We start from the raw sequence: 21,499 nt of genomic DNA, 5'->3' as shown, positions 1-21,499 counted from the left end.
CTCGGGCAGACCGCGCTTCCGACAACGATGTCGGGGGCGCGGTTGCCGTAGGTACCGCGGATCGGGGCCTCGCTGTCGGTGGCTCGCTGTCGCTGGCTTGCGCCAGGAGCGTTGCCTCTGCATGACCAAGACATGACCTTCCCTTGGTTCGACTCTTCTAGGGTCGTGGACGCGACTGCGAACGGGGGAACGCGCGATGGGTGACGGCAAGGATCCGGCCAAGGTCCTCGACATCAAGACCGCCGATATCAAACGGGCGGCGCCGGACTTCCAGACGGCGGCAGTCGATCTGGGCAAGGCGCTGACCGCGCTGGTGAAGTCCCTGGACGGCCTGGGCGAGCCCTGGGGAAACGACAAGCAGGGCAAGGAGTTCGGCGACTCCTACAAGCCGTTGCAGAAGAAGATCGAGAGCGCGGCGGGCACGCTGGTGCTCGGTCTGACCAGCATTCACGAGGCGATGGCCGACCTGACGGACGGTCATGTCGACAACGACGAGCTGATCGCGGGAATGTTCACCGAAGTGAAGGTCCCGAAGTCGGACGGTGCCGGTGAGCGTTGAGGACGAGGCCCGGAAGATCCTGCTGCATCTGGGCCTGTGGTGGCCGGAGGCCGACTCGGGGAAGCTGCGCTCGGCGGCGACGGCCTGGCGCACCTTCGCGGACGCCGTGGACGATGTACGGGGTCCGGTGCAGCAGAGCGCGTCCTCGATCATCCACAACAACACCGGTGAATCGATCGAGGCGTTCGACAAGTTCTGGGGCCGGTACGCCAAGGACAAGGACACCGGCTGGCTGAGTGATCTGGCCGGCTCCGGGCGTCAAATGGCCACCGCGCTCGACAAGTTCGCCGACGCGATCGACGACGCCATCAACAAGCTCTGGACGCAGATCGGCATCGACGCGGCCGTGATCGCGGGCGGGGTGGCGCTGGCGTTCTTCACCGCGGGGCTGGCCTCCGGCGCGGCTGTCGCGGCGGCCGACCTGGTCATCGAGTTCGGCGCCGGGCTCGGTGTGGCCGTCTCCACGACGATCGCGGAGATCGCCGGGGGCACGCTGGTCGCGGCGACCTTCGGCGGGATCGAGTCGGTGACCGTCGACCTGGCGGTGGCCCAGCCGCTGAAGATGGCGACCGGGCTGCAGCAGGGCTTCAGCCTGGACGAGGTCAACCAGGCCGCGAAGGACGGCATGATCTTCGGCGGCGCGCTGGGCGCGGGCGGCGGGGTCGTCAAGGCGGGCATCGAGGGCGCCTTCAGCGACACCACACCCCTGCTGCTACGGCCCCCGTCGCTTCGCCCCGACCTGGTGGAGCTGGGCCCGGCCGCCCGCAACGCCAAGGGCACCCCCTGCGTCGGCGAGCCGATCGACGTGGCGACCGGCGCGATGCTGATGACCGCGACGGACCTCGCGCTGCCGGGAAGCCTCCCGCTGGAGTTCACCCGCACCCACCTCTCCTCCTACCGCGGCGGCGTCTGCTTCGGCCCGACCTGGATCTCCACCCTCGACGAGTGCCTCCAGATCGACGGCGAGGGCGTGGTGTTCGCCGCGGCGGACGGCATGCGCCTGGTCTACCCGGTCCCGGAACCGGGTGTCCCGACCATGCCGGTCAAGGGCGCCCGCTGGCCCCTGGACTGGGACGGCAAGCCGGACAGCGCGATGACGGTCACCGATCCGGCGACCGGCGTCGTCCGCACCTTCGCCGCCCCGGTCCCCTCCCCCACCTTCGGCGTCTTCCACCTCGCCCTGGACTCCTGGAGCGACCGCAACGGCCACCGCGTCGACGTCGAACGCGACGACGAGGGCGTCCCGTTCGGCCTGCGCCACTCCGGCGGCCACTACATCGCCGTCGACACGACCGGCCCCCGCATCACCGCCCTGCGCCTCCTCGACGAACCCCCCTCGCGCTACGGCCCCGACGGCCCGGTAGGCGAGGGCACGGTCGTGATGCGCTACGGCTACGACGGCGCCGGCAATCTCACGGAGGTCGTCAACTCCAGTGGGGAACCACTGCGGTTCGCGTACGACGACCAGGGCCGGATCACCAAGTGGACCGACCGCAACGGCACGTGGTTCTCCTACGTCTACGACGAGCGCGGCCGGGTCGTCCGCACCGAGGGCGTCGACGGCATCCTCTCCGGCACGCTGGCCTACGACGACACCGCGCGCACGACGACGTACACCGACTCCCAGGGCCGCGTCTCCACCCACCGCCACAACACGGAAGGCCAGGTCGAAGAGGAGACCGACCCCCTCGGCAACATCACGCGCACCCAGTGGGACACGTACGGAACACACCCCGTCACGGTGACCGACCCACTGGGCCACACCACCCGGTACACCTACGACGACGCCGGTAATCTAACTGAACTCGCCCTGCCGGATGGGTCGTTGGCGCGGGCGGTCTACAACGGGCTCGGTCTGCCGACGGAGGTCACGGAGCCGGGCGGGGCGGTGTGGCGCCACACCTACGACGAGCGCGGCAACCTGCTCGCCACCGTCGACCCGACCGGCGCCGAGACGCGGTACACGAACGACGAGGCCGGCCGTCCGACCACGATCACGAACGCGCTCGGCCACACACGGACGGTGGCATACGACGCGGCCGGTCTACCCGTGTCCCTGACGGACGAGCTGGGCCACACCACGACGATCCGCCGGAACGTCTTCGGCCGGATCACCGCGATCACCGACCCGCTGGGCCACACCACCCGCCTGGGCTGGACGCCGGAGGGCAAGCCGTCCTGGCGTGAACTGGCCGACGGGGCACGGGAGTCGTGGACGTGGGACGCCGAGGGCAATCTCCTCGCCCACACGGACGCGGCGGGCGGCACGACCCACCACACGGCGGCGCACTTCGACGTCCCCGCGGCGCGGACCGACCCGGACGGCGCGCACTACGCGTTCTCGTACGACACGGAACTGCGCCTGGCCGGGGTCACCAACCCGCAGGGCCGGACCTGGTCGTACAGCTACGACGAGGCCGGCCGGCTCGTGGCCGAGACCGACTTCAACGGGCGCACGCTGACGTACGGCCACGACGCGGCGGGCCGGCTGGTCGCACGGACCAACGGGGCCGGGGAGACGCTGGACTTCGTGCGGGACGGGGCGGGCCGCGTCGTCGAACAACGCACCGCCACCGGGGGGACGACGACGTTCGAGTACGGAGCGGACGGACTGCTCGCCCGGGCGGCCAACCGGGACGCGGGGCTGGCCCTCGCCAGGGACGCGCTCGGACGGGTGCTCAGCGAGACGGTCGACGACCACGTCACGGCCTATGGCTACGACCTCATGGGCCGCTGCGTCCGCCGTGAGACTCCGTCCGGGCTGGTCTCGCTGTGGACGTACGACAGGGCAGGCCGCCCGACCGAGCTTCGTTCGGAGGCGGGGACCCTGTCCTTCGGCCACGACGCCGCCGGACACGAGACGGAGCGCCGTCTCGGTGCCGATGTCCTGCTGGCCCAGAAGTGGGACGCGGCCGGCCGCCTCACGGTCCAGTCCCTCACCGCGGGCGCCGCCGACGCACAGAACCTGCTGCAGCACCGCACCTACGCCTACCGCGCCGACGGCCATCTGACGGAGATCCGCGAACTCACCACGGGCACCCGCCACTTCGACCTGGACGGGACGGGTCGTGTCACGGGCGTACGCGCCCACGGCTGGACCGAGACCTACGCCTACGACCAGGCCGGCAACCTGGTGAGCGCCACGGCACCCGATCACGGCTCCGCCGGGCAGCGCGACTTCGACGGCACCCTCGTCCGCCGCGCGGGCCGCACCGCCTACGAGCACGACGCCCAAGGGCGTCTGGTCCGCAGGACCCGCAAGCTCCTCAACGGGCAGGCCCTCACGTGGACTTACTCCTGGACGGCGGAGGACCGTCTGGCCGAAGTCCGCACACCGGACGGCGAGCGCTGGAGATACGCGTACGACCCGCTCGGGCGCCGTCTCTCCAAATACCGGTCGGCGGACGACGGAACGCCGACCGATCGCACCGACTTCTCCTGGGACGACACCAGGCTGTCCGAACAGCGCCGGGCGGACGGCAAGGTGACGACCTGGGACTACGAGCCCGGCACCTATCGGCCGGTCGCCCAGAGCGATCACCGGCGATCGGGCGTCGGTCACCACGACTCGTTCCTCGCCCGGTTGGCCGAGGAGTCGGACCCCGGCCACGCGGTCCTCTTCCAGGCGGTCGTCACGGATGCCGTCGGCACTCCGACCGAACTCGTCACCGATGACGGCGCGACGACGTGGCAGGGCCGCACCTCGCTGTGGGGCACCGCGCTCCGCGACCCGGCCGGCCCCGCCGCCACCGACTGCCCGCTGCGGTTCCCGGGGCAGTACGCGGACGCCGAAACGGGCCTGCACTACAACTACTTCCGCTACTACGACCCGGAGACGGCCTGCTACCTCAGTCAGGACCCCCTGGGACTGGCACCGGCCCCCAACCCGTCGGCGTACGTCCGCCATCCCGGCACCTGGTCGGACCCGCTGGGTCTGTACGGCTGTGAGCTGGCGGACCTCGGAGACAGCTGGTACCGGTCGCCCGAAGGACTGGACTACGGTCCGGGGTCGGCCGAGGGGCACCGCATCACCCATGTCATGCAGCACACCCGGGACAACCCCGTGAAGCCCGCCCACGGAGTCTTCGACACGGGCAACCAGGGGGTGCTGGAGACGGTCGACGAGGCATGGAGCCGGCGGGCCGCGGCGGTCTCGGTCAACCAGCAGGGCGCTCGTACCACCTACATCATCCCGATGGCCCGGCAGGTGGGGTACAACCCCGGCGAAGAATATATTTCGATCACCGTCGAACACGGCAACGAAGTGATCACGGCCTTTCCGAGGAGTTGGAACTGATGGAAAAGGTTGCCTGCGCCCACTGCGGCCAGGACTGGGTGCGTTGCTACGAGCGCAAGGACACGGGCAGGAAATTCTTCCTGTGCCCGGAGTGCGAGTCCGTCTGGGAGCTGGGGGACGACCTCCACGAGGACACGGACCTGTACTTGAGCGAGTACCTGCTGACCGGAGATCCCGCGAAGGACTGGGAGATCATCGCTCCGTGCGACTGAGGGGGCGGTGCGTCGGGAGCCGGTGGCCTGCCCACCGCTCCCTTCAACTCCCGTTCCCCGAACAGGTTCAGAGACTGCCGGGGCGGACCAGGCCCGTTCTCTTCACCCCGCTCAGGATCGGGGTCACCTCCAGCGTGGTGACGTGGGGGAGGGCCCCGATCGTGTCGTTCAGGAAGTGGTACAGCGCGTTGAGATCGGCGGCGGCGACGGCCACGAGGAGGTTGGCCGAGCCGGTGGTGGCGGAGGCGAAGCGGACCTGGGGATGCCGGCTGAGTTCGCGGCCCGTCTCCTCCAGACCGCCGGGGGCGACTGTGATCCACAGCAGCGCCTCGGTACGGATGCCCAGCCGGGCCAGGTCCACCTCCGTCGCGAGCCTCACGACCTGATCACCGACCAGCGCCTCCAGCCGGCGCCGGGCGGTGAGCGCGGTGGTGTCGGCGCGGCGGGCGAGGTCGGAGTAGGAGGCACGTCCGTCCTCGACCAGGGTGGTGATCAGCGCGTGGTCGAGAGGCTGGAGGGTGGTCGGTCGGGCGGCCGGGGCGGAGGTGTCTTCCCCGCCTGGGCTGTCCGACCACCCCGGCTTCTCCGGCCGAAGGCTCATCAATTCCGCATCCGTCAGCAGGCCCCCGCTCCAGTCGAACGCCGCAGGGAAGACCCGGAGGAGGACGTGCGAGGTCCACGACTGGACCGCCGGGGTGGCCGGAAGGTCGCGCAGGAGAAGGGAGTTGCGTGCGTCGGGGCCGTCCAGGAACAGGATCGTGCAGATCTCGTCGCCGCCGCCGAGGATGTCCACCCAGATCGTGTCGGGGCGGCGGGCCAGGGTCGCGGCGATGGCGCTGATCCGGTTGGGCCGGCAGCGGACGCGCAGGGCCAGCGGGATCAGGTCGGGGAACCACACCGGGCTGCGTACGGCGGTGGCGCGCAGCGTCTTGTCGTGGAACAGCGGGGCGGCGCGACGCACCACGGTGCGCTCCGAGATGCCGAGGACGCGTCCGACCGTACGCCAGGAAGCCCTCGGGGAGGCCAGCATCGCGGCGGCGATCCGACGGTCCGTCTCGCTCAAGGAGTGGCTTGCTTTCTCCATGTCGACCTGGCTCTCTGTCCTGCTTTCGCGCTTCCGTCTCCTCATTCTGGCTCGGATCGATGATCGCCGCTAGAACGGTTCGGAGGCGTACGGCGGAGAGAGGGTGAGCCCGATGGTGGATGTCGTGGAGACGGATCGCGGCCGGGTCAGGGGTGTCGCGCGGGGCGAGGTGATCTCCTTCCGGGGGATTCCCTACGCCGCCTCGCCGGTCGGGGAGTCGCGGTTCGCGCCGCCCCTCCCGCACCCGGGCTGGACCGGTGTACGGGAGGCGACGCAGGCCGGGCCGGCCGTTCCGCAGGGGGCCTCCCGGCTGGAACGGGTGATGGGGGTCCGCGAGCCGGACTGGGACGAGGACGGCAGTCTGACCGTCAACGTCCATGTCCCGGCAGGGGCGTTGGCGGACAACGTGCCCCGCCCGGTCCTGGTGTGGTGGCACGGCGGCGGTTTCAGCAGTGGTTCCGGCGGGTGGGACTGGTACGACGGCGGGCGGCTCGCCGCGCTCGGCGACATCGTGGTGGTGACCGCCAACTACCGTGTGGGGCCCCTGGGTTACCTCTACCTGCCGGAGATCGGCGCCGCCAACCTCGGCGCCCAGGACCAGGCCGCCCTGCTGACCTGGGTGCGGGACAACATCGCCTCCTTCGGCGGCGATCCCCGTGAGGTGACGGTCGGCGGCCAGTCGGCCGGAGCGTACGCGTCGCTGGCCCTGGCACTCGACCCGGACACCTCGGGACTCGTGAACCGCGTGCTCCTCCAGAGCGGCCCCTTCGGCCTGCCGCTCCAGGACCCGCAGCACGCGGCCGAGAACGCCGAGGCGTATCTACGGCTGCTCGGCGTGGAGCGCGGAGCCGATGCGGCAACTGCCCTGCGCACACTGCCCGTTGAGCAACTGCTCGCCGCCTACGGCCGACTCGCGGGCCGACTCGCACGTCCGGGCAACGCCACCCCGCCCATGTATCCGGTGCTCGGCGGGCCCGGTGTTCCCCGCGACCTGCACCGCGCACTCGCGGACGGCGGGCTGGAGGGCAAGCCGCTGCTCATCGGCACCACCCGGGACGAGGCATCGGCCTTCACCGCCTTCGACCCGCGCATCCAGAACCTCGGCACCGAGGGCGCGTTGGACCTCCTGGCCAGCCAACTTGGGGAACGGCCCCGTGAGTTGTACGACGGGTACGCCGCCTCGCTCGAAGTGCCCACCCCCGCACGGGTGTTCACCGCGATGGTGACCGACCACCTGTTCCGCGCCGACTCGCTGCGGATCGCCGACCACCACGCGGCCGGCGGCAACGCGACCTACGTCTACGAGTTCGACCACCGGCCGGCCGAGGACCCGTATGACCTGGGCGCCACCCACTGCGGCGAACTCCCTTTCCTCTTCGGCACGTTCGACGCGTTTCCGGACTGCCCGATGCTGGGGCGGCCCACCGATGCCGTACGGGAGTTGGGGCGCACCTTCGCCACGGCGGTCGCCGAGTTCGTCGTGAGCGGATCGGTGCACGACTGGCTGCCGTACACGCCGGCGACGGCGGCTCGTGTCCGGCACTTCGGGTGACGTCCGGGGCACATCAATCCACTTTGTCGCGACTGGCCCTGTTCTTGTCGTGCGCGCACCCGCTCGGATGGACCTGCTTTCGTCGCAGCCGTGTGAAAGGGGCTTGATGACCATGCCGCGTACCCGTTCGTTCGTGCAGGTCGACGTGTTCTCCACGAGTCCCTACTCCGGCAACCCGGTCGCCGTCGTCCTGGACGGGACCGACCTGAGCGACGAGGAGATGCAGCGGGTGGCGCGCTGGACGAACCTGTCCGAGACGACGTTCTTGTTGCCGCCCACCGTCCCGGAGGCGGACTACCGGGTGCGGATCTTCACCCCCGGGGGCGAGTTGCCGTTCGCCGGGCACCCCACCCTCGGCTCCGCGCGGGCCTGGCTCGACGGCGGCGGCACACCCCGGGACGACGGACGCGTCGTGCAGGAGTGTGCCGTAGGACTGGTCGCCGTGCGGCGGGGTGAGGGGGCGCTGGCCTTCGCCGCTCCGCCCCGGGTGCGGGAGGGGGCGCTCGACGAGGATCAACTGCGGTGGATCGTGGGCGCGTTCGGGATCACGCGGGACCGGATCGTGGCGCATCAGTGGGTCGACAACGGGCCCGGGTGGGCCGTCGTGCAGTTGGCCACGGCCGAGGAGGTGCTCGCCCTCGAACCCGACTTCTCGCTCGCTCCGACCGCGATGGTCGGTGCGATCGGGGCGTACGGCGACGGGTCCCGGCACGCGTTCGAGCTGCGGACCTTCGCCCCCGGTGCCGGTGTGCCCGAGGATCCCGCGTGCGGGAGCATGAACGCCGCCGTCGGGCAGTGGCTCACCTCGACCGGCGGCGCGCCCTCCTCCTACCGGGTCTCGCAGGGCACGCGACTGGGGCGGGCCGCGAGCATCGCGATCACCGCCGACCCGGACGGCACGGTCTGGGTCAGCGGCGCCGCCGACGTCTGCATCCGGGGCGCCATCACGCTCTGACCGTCATGCGGTCCCTGTGTCGGTGTCGGCGGTGAGCGTCTTCATCGTGACGTAGCTGGTCACCGTGGCCACGGCGGGCAGGGTGGCCAGCTGGTTGGCGTGGAAGTCCTCGTAGGCGGGCAGGTCGGCCACCTCCACCTGGAGCAGATAGTCGAAGTTGCCGGTGATGTGGTGGCAGGCGACCACCTCGGGCAGCCGGGTGACCCCGCGCTCGAACGCGACCACGTCCGCGCGCGTGTGCCGCACCAGCCGTACGCCCGCGAAGACCCGCAGGCTGCGGCCGATCGCGGCGGGATCGATCACCGCGCGGTAGCCGCGGATGACCCCGGCCTCCTCCAGCTGACGCACGCGCCGCAGACAGGGGGACGGCGAGAGCCCGACGCGGGCGGCCAGCTCGTTGTTGCTGATGCGGCCGTGCTGCTCCAGCACGGCCAGAATCGATCGGTCCACCTCGTCCATGGCGGCAGATTATTGCGCGCAGAGCGCCACTACCACAATTCTACGCCCGTCCAGCGCGCAATTTGCTGCCAAAGTTGCCGAGATCCGGTCACATCGGACCATCGGTCGGTCACGCTTCATGGAGTCACACCTCATGGAGTCGGACCGACGGTCCACGGAAGGGCGGCAGCCATGCCGGGCAAGAGCACCATCACCGTTCACGCCGATCGCGAGGTCCACCCCAGCCGTGCCGTCGCCCCGCCGATCTACCAGACGGCGGCGTTCTCGGCCGAGGACGGGGAGATGTTCGCGCGAGGGGCCGTAGAACCGCGGGGCAAGGACTTCTACACCCGCTTCGGCAACCCGAACCACGCCCAAGTCGCCGCCGTCGTAGCGGAGTTGGAGAACACCGAGGCGGCCATGGTCACCGCGTCCGGGATGGCCGCGCTCACCACCGCCGTCCTGGCCCTGGTGTCCGCCGGTGACCATGTCATCGGGCAGCGGTCCACCTACGGCGGTACGGCGTCGGTGCTGCTGAACCTGCTGCCGCGGCTCGGCGTGACGACCACGCTGGTGGACCAGACCGACCCGGAGGCGTTCGCGAGGGCACTGACCCCGCAGACCCGGCTGATCCTGGTGGAGACCCCGAGCAACCCGCTGCTGCAGATCACCGACCTGCGCGCCGTGGCCGAACTGGCCCGCGCGCACGACGTGTTGACCATGGCGGACAACACCTTCGCCACTCCGCTCAACCAGCGACCGGTGGACCTCGGCATCGACCTGGTCTGGCACAGCGCGACCAAGTACCTGAACGGCCACTCCGATGTGTCCGCCGGAGTGCTGGCCGGGCCGGCCGAACTCCTCGACCGGATATGGGACGTCGGGCTGCTCACCGGTGCCACGCTCGGGCCGATCGACGCGTGGCTGCTGCTGCGCGGGATGCGCACCCTGCCGTTGCGGGTGCCGCGCCACAACGCCAACGGCCTTGCTCTCGCCGAGGCGTTGAGCTCGCATCCGGCGGTGACGAAGGTGCACTATCCCGGCCTGGCGACCCACCCCCAACACAAGCTGGCCGTGGACCAGATGAGCGGATTCGGCGGGGTTCTCGGCATCGAGTTCGCCGGGGGATTCGCGATGGCCGACGCCTTCCTCGGGCGGCTGCGCTACCCCCGCCGGTCGGCCAGCCTCGGCGGTGTGGAGTCGCTGGCCGTGCATCCGGCGTCCATGTGGCGCGGGATGCTCAGCGAGCAACAACTCGCGGACTCCGTGCCGTTGGGGCTGGTCCGGCTGGCGGCGGGGACCGAGGACACGGCGGACCTCGTCGCGGATGCGCTGCAAGCGGCCGACGCCGTGCCGGCCGAAGCGGCGACCACCTGAGCGGGCGACGACACCCCCCCCACAACCTCCCCCCACTACTGAGGAGTTCCTCCGATGACGAAGAAAACCCTGCTCACCGGCGGCACCGTGGTCAGCATGGACCCGGCGGTCGGCGATCTCGAACGCGGTGACGTGCTGATCGAGGACGGTGTGATCGTCGAGGTGGCCGAGCGCGTCGACGCGCCGGACGCCGAGGTGATCGACGCGACCGACCGGATCGTCATGCCCGGCTTCGTCGACAACCACCGGCACAGCTGGCAGACCGCGTTCCGGGGCGCCGGCGCGGACTGGACGTTCCCCGAGTGGGCGCTGGCCATGCACCGCACGGTCAAGCCCCACTACCGGCCCGAGGACGTCTACGCCGGCACCCTGCTCGGCCGCCTGGAGGCCCTGCACTCCGGGGTGACGACCATGCTGGACTGGTACCACGTCGCCCAGACCCACGACCACGAGGACGCCGCCGTCGCCGCGCTGCGGGACGCGCCGGGGCGGTCGGTCTTCTGCCTCGGCGCCGGTTGGGGTACCGCCGACTCCGTCGACGCCGACATCCGCCGCGTCCGCTCCGAGCTGCCCGGCGACGGCCTGGTCACCATGGCGTTCGGCCTGCGCGGACCCGACGACACCGGCATGGACACCGTCGCGCGGGAGCTGAAGCTGGCGGACGAACTCGGCCTGCGCACCAGCCTCCACGTCGATCCCGGAGGCACCACCCCCACGGTCGCCGACCTCCGCGAGCACGGCTTGCTGCGCGAGACCACCACGTTCGTGCACGCCAACGGGATCACCGACGAAGAGCTGCGGATGCTCGCGGACGCGGGCGCTTCGCTGTCCGTCAGTCCGGACGTCGAGCTGAAGATGGGCTTCGGATCGCCGGTCACCGGGCGGGCGTTGGCGGCCGGCATGCGCCCGACCCTGTCCGTCGACGACGTCCCCTCGGCCGGCGGTGACATGTTCTCCACGATGCGTACGGCCTTCGCCGTGCAGCGCGGTCTGGACGGCGGCCTGCGCTCCCGGGACCTGCTGGAGTTCACCACGATCGACGCGGCCCGCTCCTGCGGACTCGACGCCCGCACCGGCAGCGTCACCCCCGGCAAGGACGCCGACCTGATCCTCCTGCGCACCGACGACCTGACGGTGTTCCCGGTCACCGACCCGGCCGGCAGCATCGTCAGCGCGGGCCATCCCGGCCTGGTCGACACCGTCCTCGTCGCCGGTCAAGTGGTCAAGCGGAACGGGGAGTTGGTCGGCGTGGACCTGTCCGCACTGAGGTCCCGGCTGCTCGCGTCCCGCGACCGGATCGCGGCGGCGGCGGGGATTCCGGTCGACGGAACGTGGCGCCCGCGGCCCGAGCAGGCGTAGCGGGGCAGGGGTTTCCCTACACGGGCGACGGTACGGCCGACAGCGCGTCGGTGAAGGCGCGGGCCCGGCGGGTGATCTCCGCCCAGTCGCCCGCGGCCACCACAGCGGGCGGTACGACCTCCGAACCGGCGCACACCGCACGCGCCCCGGCCGCGAGGAACCCGGCCGCGTTCTCCGCGTTGACCCCGCCCGACGCCACCAGCGGTACATCGGGGAAGGGACCGGCCAGGTCACGGAAGTGCCGGGGGCCGAAGGCGCGCGCCGGGAAGATCTTCACCGCGTCCACGCCCAGGTCGAGGGCCATCCCGACTTCCGTCGGCGACAGTGCGCCCATCACGACCGGCACCCCGGCCGCCGCTGCCGCCTCCGCGACGCCGGGACGGCAACCCGGGGTGACGAGATACTGGGCCCCCGCCGCGATCAGCTCCTCGGCCTGCGCCCCGGTCATCACCGTCCCGGCACCGACCCCGTCCTGCCCGTCGGCCACCGCGCGCCGCAGATGCCCGACGAGTCCGGGAGTGGTCCGGGTGAACTCGATCCACCGGATGCCACCCGCTCGCAACGCCTCGCACAGCGCGGCGGCATCGGGTATCTCCGGCGCCCGGACGACGGCGATCACACGGTCCTTCGCCAACTGGGGGAGGAAGTCGGGGGTCATGGGCGGGCTCCTGTGGCTGTGGGGAGGGGAGGGGAGGGGAGGGGGCTATGGCGGTTGGTGTGCGGGGTGGGGTGTTGGTCGAGGTGACGCTGAAGTCGTTGTCCGCGTACGGCAGTTCATGCCGTCGTGGCCATGGACCACTCCACTTCGTCCAGCGCGAGCCGGCGATCGGTCTCCGTGCGCGGAGGCATCTCGGGTACGTCGGCCCGCGTTCGCAGCGCCGCGGAGGCCGCGATGTGGCCGAGGCGCAGGCGGGAGCGTTCGTCGCGGTGCTCCAGTACCGCCGAGAGGTAGCCCGCGGCGAACGCGTCGCCCGCGCCCACCGGTTCGACGACCTGGGTGGGCAGCGCGGGGACGAACGTACGGGTGCCGTCGGCATACGAGGTCGCTCCGTGTTCGGCGTCCTTGACCACGACCAGCGGGGCGGGGCCGAGGAGTTCGGCCACGTCGTCCGGGCGGGGCGTGCCCCACAGCGCCTCGGCCTCGTCGCGTCCGACGAAGACGATGTCGGCGGCGCGGGCGAGGGTGAGCAGGTTCTTCGCGGCGTCCGCGGTGCCCGAACGCCACAGCGCGGGACGGTGGTTGACGTCGAAGGAGACGATCGGTCCTCCAGCCTTGTCCGCCTCCGTGCTGAGCGCGCGGTCGACCAGGATCGCCTCCAGCAGCCCGGCGCAACTCTCGGAGAGCGCCGCCGCGACGCCCGACAGGTGGACGATACGGGCCAGGCGCAGCACGGGCAGCCGGGTCAGCTCCGGGCCCATCAGGGTCGCGGCCGATCCGCCCCGGTAGTAGTGGGTACGGGTGCCCTCCGGGGCCGGGTCCTTGAAGTAGACGCCGGTCGGGCGGGCCGGGTCGGTCTCCACTCCCGTCACGTCCACGCCCCGCGCGGTGAGTTCGGCCAGGATGCGGCGCGCGAACGGGTCGTCGCCGAGGCGGCTCAGCCAGGCGACACGGTGACCGAGACCGGCCAGACCGCAGGCGACGTTGGACTCGGCACCGCCGATGGCCATCGTGAGCGTCGGCTGTTCGTCGAGCGGACGGCTGTCCGGCGGACTGAGGACGGCCATGGTCTCGCCGACGCACACGACGTCGGCAGTCTGACCCGGCACGACTTCGGCAGCCTGCACCGGTCGGTCGGCCGTAAGGGGCGGGGGCGGCAAGGGCACGGGAATCTCCTGGTTGTTGTACTTCCGAGGGACGACCTGCGGGTCAGCTGCCGGAGCCGGACGTACCGAGGCCGGACGTACCGGAGTCGGACCAACCGGCATCAGACGCACCGGAGTTGCCCCCACCGCCCAGCCGCAGCAGCACCTTGCTGCTCCCGCTCCCCGGATCCGCCGCCACCGCCAGCGCCTCCTCCGCCCGCTCCAACGGGAACCGGTGCGTGATCACCGGCGACACGTCCAGCCCGTCCCGCAGCGCGCGCAACGCGTCGTCGATCTCCTCGACGAAGCGGTACGAGCCGATCCACGTGATCTCACGGGTGACCAGGTCACCGAGGGCCGCGGAGACCGCCGTACCGGGGAGGTTGCCGACCTGGACGAGGGTGCCGCCGCGCGCGGTGGACCGGAGGACCGGGCCGAGGGCGGAAGGGGCGCCGGACGCCTCGAAGACGACCTCGACGTCCTCCGGGAGGGACTCGTCGCGCGAGATGTCGCGGGTCTCGTCGGCGCCCATCGCGCGGGCTACGGCAAGGGAGTTGGCGGAGAGGTCGGCGGCGATGACCGTGCCCGCTCCGGCGTGTTTCGCCGCCGCGACCACCAACGAGCCGATCGGACCTGCCCCGTTGACCAGGACCGTCCGTCCGCGCAGCGCCGGCACCCGGCCCACGGCGTGCAGGGCGACCGCCAACGGCTCGGCCAGGGCGCCCTGTTGGGTGTCGACGCCGGCCGGCAGTGGGCGGACCTGGGCCGCGCGGACCGTACGGAATTCGCTGAACCCGCCGTCCGTGTGCGGGTCGAAGGCCGCCGAGCCGAAGTAACGGACGTGCGGGTAGAGGTTGGTGCGTCCGGCGATCCGGTCCGGGAGGACGCCGTCGCCCACCAACTGGGCCGGGTGGACGGTGACTTGCTGTCCCTCGTCCAGGCCGGTGACCCCGGGACCGAGCGCCGCGATCCGGCCCGCGACCTCGTGGCCGAGGACCAGCGGGTGGGCCAACGAGGCGGTGCCGGACGCGCCGTTCTTCCAGTAGGTGATGTCCGATCCGCAGATCCCGCCCCACTCCAGCGCGAGCAGCACCTCGCCCGCGCCTGGCGTCGGCCGGTCCCGTTCGTCGATGCGCACGTCTCCGGGACCGTGCACCACGACGGCCCTCATACGGCCTGTACTCATACGGCGTCCTCCAGTCGGACCAGGTCGCGTCCGCGTGTCTCGGGGGCGAGATACGCGCTGACGAGGGTGATGAGCGAGTAGACGATGAGCATCACGGCGATGGGCCACCAGCTGCCGGTGACGGCGGTGAGCGAGGCCGCGAGGACCGGGCCGATCGCGGTGGTGAGGATGCCGCCGATCTCCTTGGCGAGCGCGAGCTGGGTGAACCGGGTGCGGGAGCCGAAGAGTTCGGCCATCGTCACGCTCTCCAGCGAGAAGAGGCCCAGGACACCGACGTTCAGGCCGAGCACCATGCCGGACATCACCGCCGCCGCGGAACCGGACGCGATGAGGAACATCACCGGGAAGGCGATGACGGCGGTCAGGAGGGAGAACGCCATGTAGACGGGGCGGCGTCCGTAGCGGTCGCCCAGCAGGCCCACGGCCGGCACGGTGGCGAAGCCGAGCAGTGAGCCGTAGACGATCGCGTCCGTGGGGACGGAGCGGCCGACCGAGAGGTTGGTGGCGATGTAGCCGACGAGGAACGTCTGGATCAGCCCGGAGTTGCCCGCCTGGCCCAGGCGCAGGCCGAGCGCGAGGAAGAACGCCCTGCCCTTGCGCTGGCGGATGCCCGCCTCGAGGACGTCGACCCGGTGTTCGCCCTCCTCGGCGATCGTGGACTCGACCTCGCCGCGGGTCATCGCCACGCCGTCGACGACGTCGGCGCGTTCCTCGAAGACCGGGCTCTCCTTGAGGCCGCGCCGCAGCCAGACCGCGAAGAGCATGAGGACGAAGCTCAGCAGGAACGGCAACCGCCAGCCCCAGGACAGGAGTTGGTCCTCGCTGAGCACACCGATGAGGATGGCCCACAGACCCGACGCGGCGAGCGTCCCGGAGTTCGTGCCGAGCGACACCAGCGAGGCGATCAGGCCGCGCCTGCGCACCGGGGCGTACTCGGCGAGCAGCACGGTCGCCCCGGCTATCTCGGCCCCGGCGCCGAAGCCCTGGATCAGCCGCAGCAGGACCAGCAGGCTCGGCGCGAGGATGCCGATCGCGGCGTAGGTGGGCAGCGCGCCGATGAGGGTGGTGGACCCGCCCATCAGCAGGATCGTGATGACGAGGACCTTCTTGCGGCCGATTCGGTCGCCCATCCGCCCGAAGTAGACCGCACCGGCGAGGCGGGCGACGTAGCCGACGCCGTAGGTCGCCATCGCGGCGATCAGACCGATGGCCGGGCTGACGTCCGGGAAGAAGATCTTGTTGAAGACGATCGCGGCGGCCAGCGAGTACAGCTGGAAGTCCATGAACTCCATGGCCGTACCGAGCCAGCCCGAGACGGCGGCCTTGGTGAGATCGCGGGTCGTGCGCCGGGCGGGCGGCGATGGTTGTGTGAGGGCGGGGACGGGGGTGTCCTGCATCATGAACTCCGTTGTTCGTGAGCCGAGTTGAGCGCGGGGACGGGCAAGGGAGGGGCTTGGGGGCGGGGTTCAGATCTCGATGCGGCCGGCGCGCAGGCCGGGCAGTCGGGCGGCGATCGCGGCGGTGAGCTGGTCGTCTTCGGCCAGGTCCGTGGCGCCGAGTACGCGCAGCAGTGCGCGGACTGTCTCCACGGGGCGGGGGTTTCCGTCCCAGCACGCGGCGAGGGCGTCGGCCGCCGGGTCGGTCGGAGCGTCGGGCCCGAGCCGGGTGCTCAACACCCAGGCGGCGAGGGCGAGTTCGAGCACCGGCGTGCCCGCGCCCTGTTCGCGCAGGGTGCGCAGCGCGGGCAGCCAGCGTTCCGTGATCTTCAGCGAACCGTCGGAACCGATCTGCCGCAGCAGGTGTCGCATCGCGGGATTGCGGAACCGTACGACGAGATCCTCGGCGTACGCGGACGGATCGGGACCGCCGGACGGGAGCGTGGGCGCGACCTCCGCGCACAGCGCCCGGACGAGCCGTTCGCCCCAACTGGCCGCCATGGTCTCGGAGATGGTGGTGAGGCCCGCTGCCGTCCCCAAGTACGCGAGGGCGGAGTGGGAGCCGTTCAGCAGGCGAAGCTTCGTGAGCTGATACGGCGTCACATCGCTGACGAACAGGGCGCCGTCGAGTTCCCAGGGCGGCCGGGCGGCGGCGAAGGCGTCCTCCAGGACCCACTGCCGGTACGGTTCGGCCGTCACGGCGAGTTCGTCGCGTACCCCGAGAGCGGTCGCGGCGGCTACGCGGTCCGCCTCGCTCGTCGCGGGCACGATCCGGTCGACGACCGTCGCGGGGAAGGCGACGGTCTCGGCGATCCGGTCCAGGATCCGGTGCCGGTCTGGCCAGTGGGACGCGTCGACGAACTCCCGTACCACCCGGGCGAGTACGGCGCCGTTGTCCGCCATGTTGTCGCAGGACACGACGGTGATCGGCGCGCCGCCCGCCCGTGCCCGCGCCGCGAGCCCGGCGGCCAGTGCCCCAACTGCCGTACTGAACGGGCCGCCAGGGTCCGTCGCGAGGTCGGCGGCGACGGCCGCCGTGTCCAACCCGCCTGTGGACGCGAGCCGTTGATAGCCCTTCTCCGTCACGGTGAGCGTCACCACCGTGACCTCGGGATCGACGAGCAGCGCGCTGAGCGCCTTGGCGTCCGGGCCCATGGTCAGCGCGTCGATCACCGAGCCGACGACCCGGGTGCGGGGGCCCTGCGGACGGCGTTCGGTGAGCGAGTACAGGAAGTCCTGTGCGCGCAGGGCGCGTACGGTCGCCGCCGACCTCGGCGCCACGGCGGTGATGCCCCAGGGTTCGCCGGACAGCGCGGCGGCGTTCTCCGTGTAGACCGCCTGGTGCGCGCGGTGGAAGGCGCCGAGGCCGAAGTGGACGACACGGGTGCGGAGTTGGGCGGGGTCTACGACGGGCCGCGTCTGCGGGGCGAGGGGTGCCGTACGGCTCAGTGCGGGGAAGCGGGGACTCCTCCCGGGGGGAAGGTCGACGCCGCTCACCAGTCGTGCACCGACCCGTCGAGACGCCGCGCGACTGGAAGATAGCGCTGCTGGTACGGGAAACGCTCCGCCGCCTTCTCGTCGTACTCGACGCCCAACCCCGGTTCCTCCGAGGGGTGGAGCATCCCGTCGGCGAACGTGACACCGGTCCGGAACACCTCGGCCGCCTCGTCGGGATGACCCATGTGCTCCTGGATCCCGAAGTTCGGCACGCTGATGTCGAGGTGCACCGCCGCCGCCATGCTGACGGGGGAGAGGTCGGTCGCGCCGTGCGAACCGGTCCGCACCTGGTACAGCGCGGCGAGGTCGAAGATCCGCCGCAGGTGGGTGATGCCGCCCGCGTGCACGACGGTGGTGCGGACGTAGTCGATGAGTTGCTCGGTGATGAGGTGCTGGACGTCCCAGATCGAGTTCATCACCTCGCCGACCGCGATCGGGGTCGTGGTGTGCTGCCGGATGAGCCGGAACGCCTCCTGGTTCTCGGCCGGTGTCGGGTCCTCCATCCAGAACAGCCGGCACGCCTCGACGCTTTTTCCGAAGCGTGCCGCCTCGATCGGGGTGAGCCGGTGATGGACGTCGTGGAGGAGGTGGAAGCCGAAGCCGAAGCGTTCCCGGACGGCTTCCAGATAGGTGGGCGCGAACCCCAAGTAGGCCTCGGTGTCCCAGGGTTGCTCGTCGGGCAGCTCGGTCGCGGCGGGTTCGTAGACCTTGCCCTTGCGGACGCCGTAGGTGCCGCCGACGTCGGGCACCGCGGCCTGCGCGCGGACCGCCTTGTAGCCCAGCTCCAGGTAGCGCTGGACGTCGTCGAGGAGGGACGGTACGTCGGTGCCGCTGGCGTGCGAGTACACCAGTACGCCGTTCCGGGAGCGGCCGCCTAGGAGCTGGTAGACGGGCAGGCCCGCGGTCTTGCCCTTGATGTCCCACAGCGCGGTGTCGACGGCCGCGATCGCCGTCATGGTGACCGGCCCGCGCCGCCAGTACGCGCCCCGGTAGAGGAACTGCCACATGTCCTCGATGCGGGCGGGGTCCTTGCCGATCAGCAGCGGGACGATGTGATCGCGCAGATAGCTCGCCACGGCCAGTTCACGTCCGTTGAGCGTGGCGTCGCCGAGGCCCGTCACCCCGTCGTCCGTGGTGATGCGCAGCGTGACGAACGTGCGCCCGGGGGAGGCGACGAACACCTCGACGCGCTCGATCTTGCTCACGGGTGGCTCTCCTAACCGTGTCCTGTTGCCGGTCGACCGCGTTCCGCCGCCGGTCGCTCAGTACTTGTATACAAGCATGTGTCGCGAAGTGGCAATGGTCGCGTCACGGATACGATGGCCGCATGGCTCACTCGAATCGGGACCGCACCAGTCGGCGCGCGATCTATCTGAAACTGCGTCAGATGGTCCTGACCCTCGAACTCGCCCCGGGCGCCGCCCTGTCGGAGAACGAACTCGCGGCCTCGCTCGGCGTGAGCCGGACCCCGGTGCGGGAGAGCCTGATCCTGTTGTCGCAGGAGGGTCTGGTGCAGGTCTTCCCGAAGATCGGCTCGTTCGTCTCCCGCGTGGACCCGGCACAGGTCGCCGACGCGCAGTTCCTGCGGGAGGCCGTCGAACTCGCCTCGCTGGACGACCTGCCCGCCGAACTCGACCCCGAGGTCGACGGCGAACTCCGCGACAACCTCGCCCGCCAGCAGCGCGCGGACCTCGGCCTGGAGGAGTTCTTCGACCTGGACGAGGCGTTCCACCAGGGCCTGATGCGGCTCAGCGGCCACGGCAACGTGTGGACCAACGTCGCCGCCGCCAAGGGCCACCTCGACCGGGCCCGCCGCCTCGGCCTCCACGAGAACGTCTCCCCGGCCGTCTTCTCCATCCAGCACCGCGAGATCTACGACGCGGTCGTCGCCGGCGACATCCCGCTCGCCCGCGCCGCCATGCGCACCCATCTCCGGGCCGTCTTCAGCGACATCGAGCGCATCCGGGCGCATTCACCGGAGCTGTTCGCCAGCGGCCCCTCGACAGTGCCGGTGCGGCGCAACGTGGTGGTCTGGGAGTAGCGCCGGTCCGGCTCTTCAGGACAGCTCGCCCTCCAGGGCGGAGGGGTTCAGCGACGCCAGCAGCTTGAGCAGCAGCGCGTGCGTCTGCTCCTGCTCCGCCGGCGTCAGCACCTGGAGCGCCTCGGCGTGCGCGGCGTCCACGATCTCCGCCGCCTCCGCCGCGAGTCGTACGCCGGCCTCCGTCGCGTGCAGGCGCTGGGTGCGCCGGTCGCCGGGTGTCGTACGCCGCTCCAGCATCCCGCGCTCGACCAGTCCGTTGACCGCCGTACCCATGGACTGCGGGGTGATCGCCGCCCTGCGCGCGGCGGTCGCGCTGGAGACCCCCGGGTCGAGGACGGCCTGCATCAGGGCCCGGTGCTGGGCGAGCGTGAGCTGGAGCGGGCGCAGGGCGCGCTCCATCCGGGCCGCCATGATCTGGCCGATCTGCCAGGCCACATAGCCGGTACGGCGGTCGGGATGCTTCACGGAACGGACCTCTTCTGCGGGACGCCTCGGGGGCGCTTCTCGGCGGGCACTTTGTAAGGCAGCTGATTGTGATGTACAAATAATATCAGTTGCCTTCTAATCTAGGACCGCTCCGATGTCCCAGCAAGTCGCACCCCGAGCCACCGGCACGACCGGCACGACCCACGCCGCCCGGCAGCCGCACAAGCACGCCCTGGACGTGGCCCATCCGCCGCCCGGCCCCGGAAATCTGCGTGCCGTCCTGCTCCCCGTGGCGGTCGTCCTGCTGATCGGCGCCGTGTTCGTCAGCGTCTACCTCGCCGCCTTCCACGCCCCGAGCCCGCACCAACTCCGCGTCGGCACAACGGAGATAGGTACCGCGCAGGCCCACCTGAACCAGGACCTGGAACGCGTTGCCCCGGGCGGCTTCACCGTGCGGACCTACCCCGACGAGTCCGCCGCCCGGAACGCCGTACAGGACCGGCAGATCTACGCGGCCTACCTCGGCGACGGAAAGCTCCTCTACGGCAGCGCGAACGGTGCGGCCGTCACCGCCACCGTGACCACCGCCTTCGGCACCGTGGCCCACGCCGAGCAGCACGAACTCGCCGTCGAGGACGTCGCCCCGGCAGCGGCGGGCGACACCCGTGGCCTCTCGGTGTTCTACGCCGCCTTCGGCCTGGTCCTCGCGGGCTACCTCTTCGGTATGACGACCTACCAACTCGCCCCCCGCCTCCAGTACCGCTGGCGGATGGCGAGCCTGGCCCTGTTCGGCGTCGTCGGCGGTCTCCTGATCGCCACCATCGCCGGCAGCACGGGTTTCGGCGCGCTGCCCGGCTCGTTCCTGCCGCTGGTCGTCGTGATCTCCCTGATGGGCGCGGCCGTGGCGGCCACGACCATGGTGCTGCTCCGGCTGTTCGGCTCGGCGGGCGTCACCCTCGCGTCGATCCTGATGCTGATCCTCGGCAACAGCAGCAGCGGCGGGATCATGCCGGCGGCGTATCTGCCGGGCTGGCTGCGCCCGCTCTCCGAGATCCTGCCGGTCGGCGTCGGCGTCCGCGCGATGCAGGGCCTGTCCCGCTTCCAGAACGACGGCCTCTCCCGCGCGCTGGTGATCCTCCCGGTGTGGGTGCTCGGCGCCGTCCTCGTGCTGTACCTGAAGGACGTGTACCGGCGCGGGACTCCGGCGCCGGGTGCGGGGGAGGGGCAGGTCCCCCAGCCCGAGCCGGCGGCGGGCTGACCTCGCCGCGCGAGATCCG

At 71.2% G+C, this 21,499-nt stretch carries 18 protein-coding genes; 9 read left to right on the top strand and 9 right to left on the bottom strand.

Features of this window, described 5'->3' with window-relative positions; translation table 11 throughout:
- Window positions 1-196 precede the first annotated feature (196 nt).
- From ACIBK4_RS01070 to ACIBK4_RS01060, 3 genes are read left to right on the top strand one after another with little or no spacing between them, the layout of a single operon-like run.
- Entirely contained in the window at window positions 197-559 is a 363-nt protein-coding gene (locus tag ACIBK4_RS01070) for a hypothetical protein (protein WP_398990931.1), read from the top strand.
- On the top strand, window positions 543-4,856 hold the full coding sequence (locus ACIBK4_RS01065) for a DUF6531 domain-containing protein (RefSeq protein WP_398990929.1): 4,314 nt from the start codon (window positions 543-545) through the stop codon (window positions 4,854-4,856). Before ACIBK4_RS01070 ends, ACIBK4_RS01065 begins: the two co-directional genes overlap by 17 nt.
- Entirely contained in the window at window positions 4,856-5,068 is a 213-nt protein-coding gene (locus ACIBK4_RS01060) for a hypothetical protein (RefSeq protein ID WP_366434029.1), read from the top strand. The genes ACIBK4_RS01065 and ACIBK4_RS01060 overlap by 1 nt, the downstream gene beginning before the upstream one ends.
- A 67-nt stretch (window positions 5,069-5,135) precedes the next feature.
- On the opposite strand, the gene ACIBK4_RS01055 is transcribed toward ACIBK4_RS01060, so the two are convergent.
- Window positions 5,136-6,152: an Lrp/AsnC family transcriptional regulator gene (locus ACIBK4_RS01055; protein ID WP_398990926.1), complete on the bottom strand. Its 1,017-nt coding sequence runs from the start codon at window positions 6,150-6,152 to the stop codon at window positions 5,136-5,138.
- A 112-nt stretch (window positions 6,153-6,264) separates the two neighbouring features.
- On the opposite strand from ACIBK4_RS01055, the gene ACIBK4_RS01050 reads away from it, so the two are divergent.
- Together ACIBK4_RS01050 and ACIBK4_RS01045 are read left to right on the top strand one after the other, a co-directional pair.
- Entirely contained in the window at window positions 6,265-7,704 is a 1,440-nt protein-coding gene (locus tag ACIBK4_RS01050; protein WP_398990924.1) for a carboxylesterase/lipase family protein, read from the top strand.
- Window positions 7,705-7,816: 112 nt separating this feature from the next.
- A complete protein-coding gene (locus ACIBK4_RS01045; protein WP_398990922.1) occupies window positions 7,817-8,659 on the top strand; it encodes a PhzF family phenazine biosynthesis protein in 843 nt (280 codons plus the stop codon).
- 3 nt (window positions 8,660-8,662) lie between these two features.
- Here ACIBK4_RS01045 and ACIBK4_RS01040 read toward each other — a convergent pair whose 3' ends face one another.
- A complete protein-coding gene (locus ACIBK4_RS01040) occupies window positions 8,663-9,118 on the bottom strand; it encodes an Lrp/AsnC family transcriptional regulator (protein WP_398990920.1) in 456 nt (151 codons plus the stop codon).
- A 171-nt stretch (window positions 9,119-9,289) separates the two neighbouring features.
- Here ACIBK4_RS01040 and ACIBK4_RS01035 point away from each other — a divergent pair, with 171 nt between their 5' ends.
- On the top strand, window positions 9,290-10,474 hold the full coding sequence (locus ACIBK4_RS01035; RefSeq protein WP_398990918.1) for a trans-sulfuration enzyme family protein: 1,185 nt from the start codon (window positions 9,290-9,292) through the stop codon (window positions 10,472-10,474).
- Between the two features lie 54 nt (window positions 10,475-10,528).
- Window positions 10,529-11,833 (top strand): amidohydrolase family protein, encoded by a 1,305-nt coding sequence (locus ACIBK4_RS01030; RefSeq protein ID WP_398990916.1) that lies wholly within the window; start codon window positions 10,529-10,531, stop codon window positions 11,831-11,833.
- Between the two features lie 16 nt (window positions 11,834-11,849).
- Here the strand turns inward: ACIBK4_RS01030 and ACIBK4_RS01025 are convergent, their stop codons facing one another.
- From ACIBK4_RS01025 to manD, 6 genes are all read right to left on the bottom strand, one after another.
- A complete protein-coding gene (locus tag ACIBK4_RS01025) occupies window positions 11,850-12,491 on the bottom strand; it encodes a bifunctional 4-hydroxy-2-oxoglutarate aldolase/2-dehydro-3-deoxy-phosphogluconate aldolase (RefSeq protein ID WP_398990913.1) in 642 nt (213 codons plus the stop codon).
- Window positions 12,492-12,607: 116 nt separating this feature from the next.
- Window positions 12,608-13,600 (bottom strand): sugar kinase, encoded by a 993-nt coding sequence (locus ACIBK4_RS01020; RefSeq protein ID WP_398990911.1) that lies wholly within the window; start codon window positions 13,598-13,600, stop codon window positions 12,608-12,610.
- 100 nt (window positions 13,601-13,700) lie between these two features.
- Complete coding sequence (locus tag ACIBK4_RS01015) at window positions 13,701-14,822, bottom strand: L-idonate 5-dehydrogenase (RefSeq protein WP_398990909.1); 1,122 nt, start codon at window positions 14,820-14,822, stop codon at window positions 13,701-13,703.
- Window positions 14,819-16,222 carry an MFS transporter gene (locus ACIBK4_RS01010; protein WP_398990907.1) on the bottom strand — a complete coding sequence of 468 codons (1,404 nt, stop codon included), beginning with the start codon at window positions 16,220-16,222 and terminating at the stop codon, window positions 14,819-14,821. The genes ACIBK4_RS01015 and ACIBK4_RS01010 overlap by 4 nt, the downstream gene beginning before the upstream one ends.
- Window positions 16,223-16,288: 66 nt before the next feature.
- Complete coding sequence (locus ACIBK4_RS01005; RefSeq protein ID WP_398990905.1) at window positions 16,289-17,755, bottom strand: mannitol dehydrogenase family protein; 1,467 nt, start codon at window positions 17,753-17,755, stop codon at window positions 16,289-16,291.
- The gene (manD, locus tag ACIBK4_RS01000) at window positions 17,752-18,960 is read right to left on the bottom strand and encodes a D-mannonate dehydratase ManD (RefSeq protein ID WP_398990903.1); all 1,209 of its coding nucleotides are present in this window, start codon (window positions 18,958-18,960) and stop codon (window positions 17,752-17,754) included. The genes ACIBK4_RS01005 and manD overlap by 4 nt, the downstream gene beginning before the upstream one ends.
- A 122-nt stretch (window positions 18,961-19,082) precedes the next feature.
- Here manD and ACIBK4_RS00995 point away from each other — a divergent pair, with 122 nt between their 5' ends.
- On the top strand, window positions 19,083-19,796 hold the full coding sequence (locus ACIBK4_RS00995; protein ID WP_398990901.1) for a GntR family transcriptional regulator: 714 nt from the start codon (window positions 19,083-19,085) through the stop codon (window positions 19,794-19,796).
- Window positions 19,797-19,811: 15 nt separating this feature from the next.
- On the opposite strand, the gene ACIBK4_RS00990 is transcribed toward ACIBK4_RS00995, so the two are convergent.
- On the bottom strand, window positions 19,812-20,261 hold the full coding sequence (locus ACIBK4_RS00990) for a MarR family winged helix-turn-helix transcriptional regulator (protein ID WP_398990899.1): 450 nt from the start codon (window positions 20,259-20,261) through the stop codon (window positions 19,812-19,814).
- A 115-nt stretch (window positions 20,262-20,376) separates the two neighbouring features.
- Here ACIBK4_RS00990 and ACIBK4_RS00985 point away from each other — a divergent pair, with 115 nt between their 5' ends.
- Window positions 20,377-21,480: an ABC transporter permease gene (locus ACIBK4_RS00985; protein ID WP_398990897.1), complete on the top strand. Its 1,104-nt coding sequence runs from the start codon at window positions 20,377-20,379 to the stop codon at window positions 21,478-21,480.
- Window positions 21,481-21,499: the final 19 nt, after the last annotated feature.

The organism is Streptomyces sp. NPDC050528, from assembly GCF_044457795.1.
In the GTDB taxonomy this organism is placed as follows: domain Bacteria; phylum Actinomycetota; class Actinomycetes; order Streptomycetales; family Streptomycetaceae; genus Streptomyces.
This window is presented reverse-complemented; position numbering and strand designations above follow the sequence as displayed.

Coding starts and splice junctions, on each gene's coding strand:
- ACIBK4_RS01070 (WP_398990931.1), top strand. CDS start 197: ATGGGTGACGGCAAGGATCCGGCCAAGGTCCTCGACATCAAGACCGCC.
- ACIBK4_RS01060 (WP_366434029.1), top strand. CDS start 4,856: ATGGAAAAGGTTGCCTGCGCCCACTGCGGCCAGGACTGGGTGCGTTGC.
- ACIBK4_RS01055 (WP_398990926.1), bottom strand. CDS start 6,152: ATGGAGAAAGCAAGCCACTCCTTGAGCGAGACGGACCGTCGGATCGCC.
- ACIBK4_RS01050 (WP_398990924.1), top strand. CDS start 6,265: ATGGTGGATGTCGTGGAGACGGATCGCGGCCGGGTCAGGGGTGTCGCG.
- ACIBK4_RS01045 (WP_398990922.1), top strand. CDS start 7,817: ATGCCGCGTACCCGTTCGTTCGTGCAGGTCGACGTGTTCTCCACGAGT.
- ACIBK4_RS01040 (WP_398990920.1), bottom strand. CDS start 9,118: ATGGACGAGGTGGACCGATCGATTCTGGCCGTGCTGGAGCAGCACGGC.
- ACIBK4_RS01035 (WP_398990918.1), top strand. CDS start 9,290: ATGCCGGGCAAGAGCACCATCACCGTTCACGCCGATCGCGAGGTCCAC.
- ACIBK4_RS01030 (WP_398990916.1), top strand. CDS start 10,529: ATGACGAAGAAAACCCTGCTCACCGGCGGCACCGTGGTCAGCATGGAC.
- ACIBK4_RS01025 (WP_398990913.1), bottom strand. CDS start 12,491: ATGACCCCCGACTTCCTCCCCCAGTTGGCGAAGGACCGTGTGATCGCC.
- ACIBK4_RS01015 (WP_398990909.1), bottom strand. CDS start 14,822: ATGAGTACAGGCCGTATGAGGGCCGTCGTGGTGCACGGTCCCGGAGAC.
- ACIBK4_RS01010 (WP_398990907.1), bottom strand. CDS start 16,222: ATGATGCAGGACACCCCCGTCCCCGCCCTCACACAACCATCGCCGCCC.
- ACIBK4_RS00995 (WP_398990901.1), top strand. CDS start 19,083: ATGGCTCACTCGAATCGGGACCGCACCAGTCGGCGCGCGATCTATCTG.
- ACIBK4_RS00985 (WP_398990897.1), top strand. CDS start 20,377: ATGTCCCAGCAAGTCGCACCCCGAGCCACCGGCACGACCGGCACGACC.